Source organism: Dehalobacter sp. DCA, from assembly GCF_000305775.1.
GTDB lineage: Bacteria > Bacillota > Desulfitobacteriia > Desulfitobacteriales > Syntrophobotulaceae > Dehalobacter > Dehalobacter alkaniphilus.
In genome coordinates, this window is record NC_018866.1 from 506451 (window position 1) to 519539 (window position 13089).

Sequence of the window (13089 nt, forward strand, 5' to 3'; positions counted from 1 at the left end):
AGATCGTTTCTATCTGAAGAGGAGATACAGGAGGGTACAATGGACGAAAAAATAGCCAAATTGAAGGAATACCTTCAAATGGAGACAGAGATTACCTTTGAAGAATTCAAAACCTATTATACCGGTGTGATTGAACAGCTGAACAAAACATATAACGAGATGGACCAGGCTGCCTGTTTCCAAGCCAGGTATATTTGCAGTATCGTTCAGGGCAATGCCGAATCTCGTGCCCAGAGAAGTAAAGTGAATGGGAAAGCCTTCAAAAAAATGGCTGCCAAATGCGGATTTTGGGTTGATGCGATTGATTATCGGCTGAAAAAAGAAGGCCTGACCCAAAATCAGATTGACGCGATGATGAGTGAGATGAACGAGGCTGCTGAGCAGTAAGGACTTAGGAATTTATAGGCGAAAAGGGTATGGATGGAGAATCAGCGATGATCATTATCCTGTCACATCAATTTCTCGATTTTGATGCGCTTGCAGCGATGGCCGCAGCCCAAAAGCTATGTCCTGAAGCCGTGTTGGTGATCGACGGCAAATACGGTTCTTATGTACAGGAATTTTTATCGCTGGCCAAAGAACAATTGCCCTACTACCGCTTCAAAGATATTGACGTGGACAAGGTAGAAAAGATCATTCTCGTGGATACACAAGAAATCGAACGGTCCATCGGTAATAAAAATCTTATGGACCGACTTCGGGCCATCCCAATTGAGATCATTGACCATCATCCTGTCGTCGAACCGGATGGTCAGAACCGGATTATTGAAATGGTTGGAGCCTGTACAACGATTCTGGTCGAACAGATTCAGCAAAGAGGCATTAACCTGACCAGTTTCGATGCGACGTTAATGGCTCTGGGAATTTATGATGACACCGGGAGCCTGCTTTTTGCAAACACAACACCTAGGGATCTGCTGGCAGCCGCCTATCTTGTGGAAGAAGGGGCTGAGCTTGCCGTTATGGCGGAGTATCTGCAGAGACCGCTTACCTCGGAGCAAAAGGACTTATTCCAGCAGTTACTGGATAACGGCGTGATCGAAAAATATAATGAAATGCCGGTTTTTATCTCCTATGCCGAAAGCAGGGAGTATTTTTCAGGGCTGGCTTTGCTTGCTCACCGGATCGGTGAATTTGAGAATGCGGAGATCTTTTTCCTCGTCGTGAAGATGGAAGACCGGGTCTATCTTGTCGGCAGAGCAAGAGGAGGCAGCAGCCTGCCGCTCAATGAAATTGTTCAGGCTTTTGGCGGCGGAGGCCATGAAAAAGCCGCTTCAGCCGTAATCAAAAATGGCAATATAGACAGCATCATCAGGCTGTTACGAGAAGAGATCAAGCTGAGGGCAGAGAAACCAACGACGATACGCGACATTATGAGTTATCCTGTTAAAACGGTTTTCCCGGATACCTCGATCGAAGAGGTAGGCAAGATGCTTTTAAAGTACGGGCATACCGGTCTGCCTGTTGTCCAGGCTGAAAAACTTGTCGGGATTATCTCGCGCAGGGACGTGGACAAGGCCTTGAAACACGGGCTGCAGCATGCTCCGGTGAAGGGGTTTATGACCCGGGACGTGATCACGGTCCAGCCGGATTTAAGTTGGGAAGAAGTCCAGAAGCTGATGGTTTTACATGATATCGGCAGAATCCCGGTGGTGGAAAACGAGATCCTTACCGGCATTGTGTCGAGATCCGATGTGATGCGGCTCATTTATGGCAGCGTCGTACCGACCTTAAATGAGCTTGCCAGGGACAGAAGCATAGCCAGACGGGAAGAAATCCTGCGGCATATTGCAGGGCTTCCCCAGTACATTCAGGATGATCTGGCGGCAATTCGGGAAGCCGCTTCGGAAATGGGGAACCAGGTCTATCTGGTTGGCGGTTTTGTCAGGGATTTACTGATGAATATGCCGAACAATGATCTGGATATTGTTGTCGAAGGCAAAGGGATTGAGCTGGGTAGGATTCTGAGTAAAAAACTGGCTTGCGACAAATTGGTCTTGCATGCGTCCTTTGGTACAGCCAGTCTGATTTTCAGCAACGGCACACATTTGGACATTGCTTCAACCCGCCGGGAAGATTATGATTTTCCCGGAGCTTTGCCGGTTGTGGAGGAGTCAACCCTCAGAGAGGATTTGCTCCGGAGAGATTTCACCATTAATGCCATGGCTTTATGTTTGAACGAAGACAGCTTTGGCCATATCATTGATTATTATGGCGGTTTTCGTGACCTGCAGCAAAAGGAAATTCGTTTCTTGCATAACCTCAGCTTTATTGACGATCCTACCCGGATGCTCAGAGCGATAAAGTTTGCAGTTCGGTATGCGTTTAAGCTTGCCAAGGTGACGGCGGATGCGATACCGATCGCCTTAAAAGAGGACGTTTTTGCCAAAATCAGTGCGGAACGCTTTACGGAAGAACTGATCCTGATCTATAAGGAAGCTAAATTTCAGCGTATGGGCCGCGAATTAGTACGGAACGGTATTTTCAAAGCCTGGTTTAAAGCAGATTATGCCTGGAATTTTGAGGAGGCGGAGTCTGTCGGTGAGCAAAGGTCATTGACCGAACGATGGCTCATCAGCCTGAAAAATCTGGACAGTAATGAGATTTCCGCTGTTTTGGACAGACTGACCTTACCTAAATCTCTCAAAAGGATTACACTGGAATACCTGCGGCTGAAGCAAGCCTTAAAACTGGAAGATCTTACCGATCTGAAAAACATTGATGAATTACTTGCAGGAGTTCCGTTATTGTTGTTTAATATTCTTGGCAGTGATGATGCCTATACGGATTCTCTGAAAAAATACCGTTTGGTGCGCGAGGGAATCCAGATGAAAATAACCGGAAAAGATCTGCGGCAATCAGGCGTCAGGGAAGGACCGGAAATCGGCAGCATCCTGAAACAAATTCGGCTGGCCTGGCTCGAAGGAAAAATCCGGACTCCGGATGAAGAAAAAAGGTATCTCAAAATCCTGCTCGAAAAAAATGACAGAGCTGATTGCATAGATAATAAACCAATATAAAATAGATCTTTATGAATTGTAAAATTCTGAAGGGAGAAATGACTTTGAGAAACAGAATTTTTAGCGGTATGCGGCCGACAGGTTCGCTGCACATAGGACATTTAAGCGTTCTACAGAATTGGGCTGCGCTCCAGGATGAATATGAATGCTATTTTGGTATTGTCGACTGGCATGCGCTGACCACTGGTTATGAAGATAAGCTTGACCTGAAGGCTTTAATCCGAGAAATGGCTCTGGACTGGCTGAGTGTCGGCATTGATCCTGAAAAGAGCGCCGTGTTCATTCAATCCCAGGTCAAGGAACATGCGGAACTTCACCTTTTGTTTTCCATGTTCACGCCGATTTCGTGGCTGGAAAGAGTGCCAACGTATAAGGATCAGCTCCAGCAGCTCGGGAATGAAGGCAAAGACCTGCATACGTATGGTTTTCTCGGTTATCCTTTACTGCAGGCGGCGGATATTCTCGTCTACAAGGCCAAAGCCGTCCCGGTAGGAGAAGACCAAATCCCGCATATCGAGCTTTGCCGGGAAGTCGGACGCCGCTTTAATTACCTGTATGGGAACGTTTTTCCCGAGCCGCAGGCCCTTATCGGCAAAGTGCCGCTGCTGCCGGGTGTTGACGGCCGAAAAATGAGCAAAAGCTATAACAACGCAATCTCGCTTACAGCCTCAACCGAAGAAATCAATACCAGGGTCAAACAGATGATCACGGATCCCGAGCGCCTCCGCAAGGACGATCCGGGACATCCGGAAGTCTGTGTGGTTTCCAAATTCCATCATATCTACACGCCGGATGTGAACCGGGTCGAAGAAGAATGCTGTGCCGGCAGGATCGGCTGCGTCGCCTGTAAGAAGTATCTGGCTGAAAACATCGATAAAGTGCTTGCCCCCTACCGGGAAAGAAGATTATTCTGGGATGAAGACGGGAAGGTTGAGAAAGTACTGCAGGAGGGCGCCGAAAAAGCCGGAATTACCGCTGCAGCAACCATGGCGGAAGTCCGGTCAGCGCTGGGGATCTGATGGATGATGCTCTAAAACATAAACCTTATGTTGAAATTCCCAATTTTCAAGGCCCTCTGGATTTACTCCTTCATCTGATCCAGGAGCATAAAGTTGATATTTATGATATTCCGATCGCGCTCATTGCCGATCAATTTATCGCTACTGTCCGCAGATTAGAAGCGCTGGATATGGAAGTGACTTCGGAATTTCTGGTGCTGGCGGCCCATCTGTTGTATCTGAAATCACGGCAGCTGCTGCCAAAACCGCAAAAGACCGAAGAGGAACTGCTGCTGGAAGAAGAGATGAAACAAGACCTTGTGGAAAGGCTTGTCACCTACAGGGCTTTTAAAAACATTGCCTCTTTTTTGAGTTCGAGGGACGAAACACTGGGCAGCAGGTATTTCCGGGAAATCGATCTGGAAGAGATCCTTTCCAGAATCCCGCCGCCGAACCCGTTGCAGGGCATTGTCATGGAGGATTTGTTCAAGGCGTTCCAAGCTGTTCTGGAGCGGGTTGAAAAAGGTGAGGATATCCAGTATGTGCAGGTCGAAGAAATCCCTGTGGAGATGATGACGAGCGACATCATGCGCAGAATGATCCTGCATCCCAGAGGGTTGAAGTTTAGTCAGCTTCTAAGATACGGGTCGAGAGTAGAAATTGTGGTAGCCTTTATTGCTTTGCTTGAGCTGCTCAAAGAAGGAAAAGTCAGGGCGGAGCAAAGCAAGGAGGCCAATGAAATATTTTTGGTTCCAACCGAAAAAGCTTGGGACTTTCGAAATGAGGAATCGGGATGATGCTGTTTCAGGATACGGAAATTGCTGCCCTGGAAGCTTTGCTTTTTGTGGCCAAGGAACCGCTGAGCATGACGAAAATTGCAGAGATACTGGAGATACCGGCCGATCATGTACCTGAATTTCTGCAGGCACTAAAGGACAGATATGAAGATCCCGCGAGCGGTTTGGTGCTTATTGAGCTGGAACAGGGTTTCCGGATCGGAACGAAGCCTGAACTTGCCGGTTATATCGAAGTCTTGTACAAACAGCCTTCTCAGATACTGTCGAATGCAGCGCTGGAAGTCCTGTCGATTATTGCTTACAAACAGCCGATTACCCGCGGTGAAATTGATTTCATCCGCGGCGTCCAATCCGACCGGGCGCTGGCCACGCTGGTTGAAAGAGGGCTGGTCAAAGACTTGGGACGGAAGGATGGTCCGGGACGGCCGATCCTTTACGGGACAACCGAAGATTTTCTTATCCACTTTGGCCTGAAATCTATTCAGGATCTCCCGCCGCTGGAGCATACGGCAGAAGAGGAAGAGGAAGCTTAATCGATCAGATAGGAATTATTCTTATCGGAAGTTGTCTTTTTCTGTCGGATGTGCTAAAATAACTGGGCAAATTGAATATTTTTAGGGATAGAGGCGCAGTGCTTAAGAGTAATTATTCCGAGATGCCAGTCGATGACGAATAAAGAAAGGAAACACTGCCGAAGCCGGATGATGGCCAAGAGTCGGGCTGGGTTTATACTGAAAGAGTATAAAACTGTCATTCTGAAACGGAATGAAGCGCTATTCGGAACCTTTCAAATTACCGTCGTTTGAAATGCCGGTAAAATAGGATTTTTCAGGTTTACGGGTAGTATCCGTAAACTTTTTTCGTGTATTTGAAAATACGGTAAGCGCTTTCTGATACATCGAATTTCAGCTTAGGCTGCCGCCAATTTACCTTTATAGGAGGATGCGACCATGTCGAATAAATCACTGCCTTTTTCCAGTCAGGAAATTGAAAGAATTGCCCAGGAGTATGGAACGCCTTTTCATATTTACGATGAAAAAGCAATTCGGGAGAACGTACGCAGGCTTCAGGCTGCCTTTGCCTGGAATCCAGGCTTTAAAGAATATTTTGCTGTAAAGGCGACGCCTAATCCGTATATCTTAAAAATTTTAGCCGAAGAGGGCACCGGCGCGGACTGCAGTTCTCTTCCAGAACTTATTTTGGCCGAGAAGGCCGGATTGGAAGGGGAAAACATTGTATTCTCTTCAAATGATACGCCGGCAGCCGAATTCTGCAAGGCCAGGGACCTTGGAGCGATCATCAATCTGGACGATATCACCCATATCGATTTTCTGGACAGAGAAGCCGGAATACCTGAAATGATCTCTTTCCGCTATAACCCCGGTCCGCTGCGCGAGGGCAATACGATTATCGGAAAACCCGAAGATGCCAAATACGGACTGACAAGAGAGCAGCTTTTTGAAGCGTATGCCAAAGTGAGAAGTCTCGGTGCCAAAAGATTCGGTATTCATACCATGGTAATTTCCAATGAACTTGATCCGGAGTTTTTTGTCGAGACGGCCCGGATGATGTTTGAACTGGCGGTGGAACTGAAAGAAAAGCTCGGTATCCGGATTGAAATCATTAATCTTGGCGGTGGAATCGGAATTCCGTACCGGCTGGGTCAGGATCCTGTAAATCTGGAATATGTCGGGAAACGGATCAAACAGGTTTACGAACAACTGCTTGTTCCGGCAGGACTGGACCCGTTGAAGGTAGCCATGGAGTGCGGACGGATGATTACAGGACCTTACGGTTATGTGGTTGCCAGGGTGCTTCATAAAAAAGAAATCTACAAGAACTACATCGGACTCGATGCCAGCATGGCTGATCTGATGCGTCCGGGGATTTACGGCGCTTATCATCATATCACGGTTGTCGGGAAAGAACAGTTGGTACCGGACCATCAGTATGATGTGACCGGAGGGCTTTGTGAGAATAACGATAAATTTGCGGTAGACAGGATTTTGCCCAAAATGGATATCGGGGATCTTGTGGTGATTCATGACACGGGTGCCCATGGACATGCCATGGGATTCAATTATAACGGCAAGCTCAGATCAAAAGAACTTCTTCTGAAAACTGACGGCCGGGTTGAGATGATCAGAAGAGCCGAAACCATTGAGGATTATTTTGCGACGCTGGATTTTTCCGGGCTTAATTAGCCCTGTCAATTAACGCAGCATTCAGTGCGCTGCCGAGCAGGAGTATAACACAGCTCCAGTACAGCCACAACAGAAGAATGATGATGCCTGCAATGCTTCCGTAGGCCAGGGTATAGCTGTTGAAATGATTCACGTAATAGGCAAAGGCCAGAGAAATAATAATCCATCCGCCTGCGGAAAATAACGAACCAGCAAAGTAACTCCGGATCGGATATTTGTTGTGGGTTGCGATGATATTCAGCAGGATGAAGATCATAATCAGAAAAATAAGCTGGATAAGCAGGCGAAGGTTCTGCCAGATGAGCGGAAATATATTGTCCGGCCCTAAAAGATAGACAAAAATATTGGCCAGTTTTTGACCGAAGATTAATACCAGGAATGAACCAACAATAGCCAGCGCAACGATAACAAAAAAAAGCAAAGCCGAAAGTTTTAAACGAAAAAACGACCAGGTTTCCTGAAGACCGTAGGCTTTGCCGGCTCCTCTCATCAAGGCATTGATACCATTCAACGATGCCCACAGAGCGCCAATCATGCTTAAGACAAGCAAAGCAGGGCTGCTGCGAACGCTGAAGACCTCATTGACAATGGTTTCAACCATTTGGACGGTTTCCGCAGGCAGCAGGAACTTAAAACTGCTGAAAAACTCAGCATTGCTAATGTTCAGAAAACCGACCAGGGTCAGAAGAAAAATAACAAACGGAAAGAAGGACAGGATGATGTAGTAGGCGACCTGTCCGCTAAGCGCAAATAATTCATTGATGGAGATGATCCGAACATACTTCCGGAAAAAGCTATGCCAGTTCATATTTGTTAGCCCCGCAGTTTTGAACAAGTCTGATCGTTTAACTTTTACAAAATGTTATTTAACTTCAGTGTTTCTGATTTTGGGACCTCCTGCAACAGGAAAGTCAGGGTATTCAATTCAGCCATGGAATGGCTTTTTTCTTTGTACTTAACGTATTGGGAAAGGCGTTTGTAGGAGATTTCTATATTATTCAGGATACTGTGATTGAGAAAAATGGACCACCAATCGTGCAGTTTGGTCCAATGATCATAGGTTTGCTGTATCTTTAGGGAGGCTTCGTCCCATTTATCAGAGGCGATCAGAAGCTCGACCTGATTCAGATTATCCAGAACAGCGCCGGAAGTAGAATCGATCCTGTCGGCCACCCATAAGGTCGATCCGATTAGAATCACGAAACCCAAGATAATGGTGAGCGTCGAACGCATGCTGTCTCCTCCTTCCCTAAAGAGAATATTTATTTGGAATTATTTGTTTGGGTCTGCTTTTGGCTGAATATAGAGCTTGCGCTGGGAGTCGATGCTCGCAAAAAACACCTTCTTAATATCCGGAACATTTGCTTTGGTCAGTTCCTTATTCAGCCATTGAATATTGACACCCGATTTCTCCAGATTCTTTTGCTGGAGCTTACCGTCCATGATCAAGGCTAAAGGCAGACCTTCAGCGATTACCTGCAGCTTCAAATCCTGCATATTCACCGGACGTTTGCCTGTTTTGGGGATAACACTAAGCTGACCGTTGGTTTCTAGAATCGCATATTCAACATCGGCGATGTTAGGCAGATTTTTAGCCCGGAGCTGTTCAAGCAGGTCACTGAGGTTGTAGCGAAGTTTCCGAAGCTCGGCTTCGAGGATTTGTCCTTTATTGATCAGGATCGTCGGTTTACCGCAGATAATTCCGCGGGCTTTTTCATACTTTAAAGCGATTTCCGAAATGGCCAGGCCAAGCAAAAGCAGGATCAGGACCGGAAATAAGCCCGCCACCAGCGGAATACCGGAATCCTGACTCGGGATAACGGCAAGTTCGGAAATCATCAGAATGATGACCAGCTCAAAAGGCTGGAGCTGACCAATTTGTCTTTTGCCCATGACTCTTAAGACGAGGACAATAATCAAATAGAGGATAATCGTTCGAACAATACCGATCAGCAATGGCGTGTGCTCCTTTCGGCCAATATCTCTATTAATTTTTTCCCTGTCCGGGCAATTTATTCTCAATTTCCTGAAAGTTATGAGGAAAATGCCATGTGATTACCAAAAAAATCAAGAAAATGGAGTGTTTAAAATCTTCCCAAGAACTTTGTTTTGATATACAATGAATAGAATGATAGAATTAATTTGGAAATTCATATTTTTTGTAGAATAAGGAGGAAAGCACGTGTTCGAAAACGACATACTGGTTGCTGGTGCAGATCCTGGTTTTGGCGCCATAAAGCTCGATATTGGCGATACGAAGATATTATTTCCTGCAGTCATCTGTAACGGTAATGAGAGAATTTTCTCAACCTTGGGCAGAACTGAGCTTGAAAAAGGATCGGATCTCGATAAACAAATCGCTTCTCTTGATGTCATTGTCAGAAATAATTCCAGCGGCGTAGAACGGCATTATTTTATGGGAAGCCTGGCCGAGAGTCTGAATCCCAAAGAAGCTCATTATTGTTGGGATGAAGATAAATCTACGGACGAAGAAGCGATGTCTTTGCTGATCGTGGGCTTAGCTTTGGCCCAGCCTTATCCTAAGACGAACATCTATCTCGGAACCGGGGTTCCTGTCAAATTCTACGCCTCTCTGAAAGACAAATACGAGGCGGAATTAAAGGGTTCTTTTTCTGTGACTTTTCTGTCCGGCACATTCAAGGGACAAACGCGCAGTATGAACATTCTCCGTTCGAGAGTGCTGCCTCAAAGTTACGGCGTATTCATCAAGGAAACACTGACTGAAGACGGCAAACCGACCAATCCGAAGCTTTTCGGCGGTTATGTCGTTGTCATAGATCCTGGTTTCAGAACCACGGATATTGCCACATTTTACGATGGCATTATGCTTGATCCGCCGAATTCATTCAGTATTGAGAAGGGGCTGCAATGGGCCTATGCCGGAGTAGCTGAAAAACTCAAAGAAATGACCATGAACCATACCAACCCGATCGAGACGGATGACAAGGAACTTGATAAAATTTTCAGAGTGAATAAAGGATTATATCCGTGGAATAACGGAGCAATTGACCTTAATCCTGTCATGAAGAAGATGCTGGCCCAACTGGCCGCTGATATTTCCAGGGAAATTATGAAGACGCTGAAACCGATGGCCGGCAGGATTCATACAATTCTTGTCGCCGGTAAAGTTGGGGAGATGATCTTTGAATATCTGAATCTGGAAAATAAGGTTCTGATTGACGATCCTCAGTTTGGAAATGCAGCAGGTTTCCGGATTATGGCCGCAAACCTGGTCAATAATCTTACCAGGAAAGTAAATGTTGAATAATGAAAACAACAGGTCATCTTGTACTCTATATTTCTGAAAATGAAGATTTTGAGCTCTGGAGGGTTCTTTCGCAGATCCCTCCGGAGGAACGGTCTGCTTTTGTCAAAAACGCCCTGAAAACTGCGATTGTCCAAAACAACGAGTCCAGAAATTCTCAGGATCATTGGGCAAGGCAAAATAACGTTCTGCGGCTTGATAAGAGCGCCGGTCAAAGCCCGCTGATGAATGAGGTGGCCATAGAGGAGCTGGGCTACAACACGATTGCTGCTGCGGATGAAAAAGTCATGCGGCCGTTAATGAACGGTATTTCTCAGAGCAGGGGAAATCCCAGACCCGAGGTGGATTTTGATCTTGTACGCGTGGAAGAATTGCTGCAGACCGGTGAGGCAAGGCCCAAGACCTCACTGCCGGGTCTTGACTTCCTGCTTGCGAATGTCATCGGTGAAGAGGATGATGAAAAAGTTATTGAATTTGTCCGAAAAAGTCAAACTGCCTCCGGAGAAGAATAAAGCAAATGTTCTCCGCGAGGCAGTTAATTATTTTGTTAACACGATATTTGGGGTTGCGTCATGTACCCTAACCGCTCTTCGGCTGTTGTGCCCTCCCTGGCACAAATAGCCGCGCTTCGCCATCCGGGCTACGCTTGGCCGCGGATAGACTACATGACGTTAAATTTCGCGTATTTAAGCGATCGTATGCAGAATACGGGATCCGAATCTTGGCGAATTCTGAATAGCAAAAGCGCTACGTTTAGGCATTATGGCCTCTTCGATGTAACCGCCTGTATAATTTCCTCTGAAGATCAGATGATGCTGATCTTATATTTTTTGAACCAGAAATCCAGCTGCAGCAGAAAAGCAAAAAGTCTGGGTGTGTCCATCAGCTGACCGAACCATGGTCGATTGGCATCGGATGACGGGTTGGCCATTAAGTCCTGAAGCTGTTTTTTATTCACTAACTCATACAGCGGTGAGGCAGAGTCTTCCAGAACAGTACGAAGTCTGCCGGTGACCATCTCCAGGAATTGGGGATGGTGGGTTTTGGGGTAAGGGCTTTTGCGCCGCCATAGAACATCTTCAGGAAGGATGCCTTCCAGGGCGGTTCGCAAAAGGCCTTTTTCGCGATTTTGCCAGTACTTCATTTCCCACGGAATATTCCAGACATATTCAACAATCCGGTGGTCACAGAAAGGCACGCGGACTTCCAGACCGGAAGCCATCGTCATTCTGTCTTTGCGGTCAAGCAGGGTGGGCATGAATCTGGTCAAAGTCAGGTAACTGATTCGTTTATCTTTGTCTGCTTTGGCGTTCCCGGTCCCCGAAACGGGAACTTCTGAAACGGCTTCCCGGTAGCGCTCTCTTACATAATCTAAAGGTGCGATGATCTGGAGAATTTCCGGTGATAGGATCTGGAGGCGGGTTTGAAGGTCCGTTGACCACGGAAAGGTATCTGCATTTTTAAGATCATCCCGGTGAAACCACGGATATCCGCCAAAAACTTCATCTGCGCATTCCCCGGAAAGTCCGACCGTTACCGACTCTTTGATTCTCCGGCTGAACAGCAGCAGGGAAGAATCAACATCGGCCATACCCGGCAGGTCTCTGGCTGCGGCAGCGTCTGTCAAAGCTTCGACCAGTTCTGCAGTATCCAGAAACAGATTATGGTGGTTGGTGTTGAAGTAATTGGCCATTTTACGCACCCATGGAGCATCCGGATCCGGCTGGTAGTCATTTGCTTGAAAATATTTGTCGTTGGCGATGTAGTCAATAGAGAACGTGGGGAGGATTTTTCCTTCAGCCTGATACTTCTTGGCAGCGATAGCCGTTATGATACTGGAATCCAGACCTCCGGACAATAAAGTCCCGAGGGGAACATCGGAGACAAGCTGACGGGAAATGGCATCGATGACCAGCTCGCGAACATGATCAACCGTTGTTCGGATATCATCTGTATGAGGTTTGTTTTCAAGCTGCCAGTACGGCCACTGTCTCATCCCTTCAAACTTAACCAGCATCGCGTATCCGGGTTTCAGTTCACAAATGTTTTTAATAACACCAAAACCCGGAGTCCTGGCCGGGGCAATCATAAAAAGTTCGGCGAGGCCTTCACGGTCAATGACCGCAGGGATATCCGGATGGGCAAGCAGCGCTTTAAGTTCTGAAGCAAAAATGAACGACGGGTATTTGTGATAATAAAACAGCGGTTTAACGCCCATTCTGTCCCGGGCCAGAAAGAGAGACTTTTCTCGGCAGTCCCAGATCCCAAACGCGAAAATGCCATTGAGTTTCTGAACGCAATCCACGCCCCATTCCAGATAAGACAGAAGCAGGACTTCCGTATCAGAATGCCCTTGGAAGGAATACCCTTTCGCTGAGAGAGCCTGGCGGACTTCTTCGGTGTTATACAATTCTCCGTTATAAGTAATCGTATAGGCCCAGCCGCCGCGCCAGCGGGTCATGGGTTGTTTTCCTCCTTCAATATCTACAACCGCCAGCCTGCTGTGGCCCAAAGCAATTTCGGGATAAAGCCATTTTCCCCGAGCATCAGGACCGCGGGGGGTAAGGGTGTCGACCATTCTGTCAATGATTGGGCCGGATTCCGACAGATCCTGCGTCCAATCCAGCCAGCCTGTAATTCCGCACAAAGCTGTTCACTCCTTAAATAATAAAATAATGATAACTGGTATCACCTAATACTATATATATGACCGGCATAACCGAATGTTTCAAAATAATTTTTGTGAATTCACTTGCTAAATAAAAAGCATTTGTATATAATGAT

At 46.7% G+C, this 13089-nt stretch carries 12 protein-coding genes and 1 riboswitch; of the genes, 8 read left to right on the top strand and 4 right to left on the bottom strand.

Features of this window, described 5'->3' with window-relative positions:
- Positions 1–39 precede the first annotated feature (39 nt).
- The 6 genes from DHBDCA_RS02500 to DHBDCA_RS02525 all read left to right on the top strand — a co-directional run bounded on the left by DHBDCA_RS02500 (position 40) and on the right by DHBDCA_RS02525 (position 7019).
- Positions 40–387 (top strand): hypothetical protein, encoded by a 348-nt coding sequence (locus DHBDCA_RS02500; RefSeq protein WP_015042581.1) that lies wholly within the window; start codon positions 40–42, stop codon positions 385–387.
- A 29-nt stretch (positions 388–416) separates the two neighbouring features.
- A complete protein-coding gene (locus tag DHBDCA_RS02505; protein ID WP_015042582.1) occupies positions 417–3020 on the top strand; it encodes a CBS domain-containing protein in 2604 nt (867 codons plus the stop codon).
- A gap of 44 nt (positions 3021–3064) precedes the next feature.
- Positions 3065–4039 (top strand): tryptophan--tRNA ligase, encoded by a 975-nt coding sequence (trpS, locus tag DHBDCA_RS02510; protein WP_015042583.1) that lies wholly within the window; start codon positions 3065–3067, stop codon positions 4037–4039.
- Positions 4039–4815: a segregation and condensation protein A gene (locus DHBDCA_RS02515; protein ID WP_015042584.1), complete on the top strand. Its 777-nt coding sequence runs from the start codon at positions 4039–4041 to the stop codon at positions 4813–4815. The genes trpS and DHBDCA_RS02515 overlap by 1 nt, the downstream gene beginning before the upstream one ends.
- Positions 4815–5348 (top strand): SMC-Scp complex subunit ScpB, encoded by a 534-nt coding sequence (gene scpB, locus DHBDCA_RS02520; RefSeq protein ID WP_034378088.1) that lies wholly within the window; start codon positions 4815–4817, stop codon positions 5346–5348. The genes DHBDCA_RS02515 and scpB overlap by 1 nt, the downstream gene beginning before the upstream one ends.
- A gap of 80 nt (positions 5349–5428) precedes the next feature.
- A riboswitch (Lysine riboswitch) is annotated at positions 5429–5599 on the top strand.
- Between the two features lie 166 nt (positions 5600–5765).
- Complete coding sequence (locus tag DHBDCA_RS02525) at positions 5766–7019, top strand: diaminopimelate decarboxylase family protein (protein ID WP_015042587.1); 1254 nt, start codon at positions 5766–5768, stop codon at positions 7017–7019.
- Here DHBDCA_RS02525 and DHBDCA_RS02530 read toward each other — a convergent pair.
- The 3 genes from DHBDCA_RS02530 to DHBDCA_RS02540 are packed head-to-tail and all read right to left on the bottom strand — an operon-like array spanning position 7012 to position 8975.
- Positions 7012–7827 (bottom strand): YihY/virulence factor BrkB family protein, encoded by an 816-nt coding sequence (locus tag DHBDCA_RS02530; RefSeq protein ID WP_015042588.1) that lies wholly within the window; start codon positions 7825–7827, stop codon positions 7012–7014. The two genes, DHBDCA_RS02525 and DHBDCA_RS02530, sit on opposite strands and share 8 nt — an antisense overlap.
- A 44-nt stretch (positions 7828–7871) precedes the next feature.
- On the bottom strand, positions 7872–8252 hold the full coding sequence (locus DHBDCA_RS02535; RefSeq protein WP_015042589.1) for a DUF4363 family protein: 381 nt from the start codon (positions 8250–8252) through the stop codon (positions 7872–7874).
- Positions 8253–8291: 39 nt separating this feature from the next.
- On the bottom strand, positions 8292–8975 hold the full coding sequence (locus tag DHBDCA_RS02540) for a DUF421 domain-containing protein (RefSeq protein WP_015042590.1): 684 nt from the start codon (positions 8973–8975) through the stop codon (positions 8292–8294).
- Positions 8976–9201: 226 nt separating this feature from the next.
- Here DHBDCA_RS02540 and DHBDCA_RS02545 point away from each other — a divergent pair, with 226 nt between their 5' ends.
- Together DHBDCA_RS02545 and DHBDCA_RS02550 are read left to right on the top strand one after the other, a co-directional pair.
- Complete coding sequence (locus DHBDCA_RS02545; RefSeq protein ID WP_015042591.1) at positions 9202–10308, top strand: ParM/StbA family protein; 1107 nt, start codon at positions 9202–9204, stop codon at positions 10306–10308.
- Positions 10308–10817: a hypothetical protein gene (locus DHBDCA_RS02550; RefSeq protein ID WP_015042592.1), complete on the top strand. Its 510-nt coding sequence runs from the start codon at positions 10308–10310 to the stop codon at positions 10815–10817. Before DHBDCA_RS02545 ends, DHBDCA_RS02550 begins: the two co-directional genes overlap by 1 nt.
- Before the next feature lie 293 nt (positions 10818–11110).
- On the opposite strand, the gene asnB is transcribed toward DHBDCA_RS02550, so the two are convergent.
- On the bottom strand, positions 11111–12952 hold the full coding sequence (asnB, locus tag DHBDCA_RS02555) for an asparagine synthase (glutamine-hydrolyzing) (RefSeq protein WP_015042593.1): 1842 nt from the start codon (positions 12950–12952) through the stop codon (positions 11111–11113).
- Positions 12953–13089 lie beyond the last annotated feature (137 nt).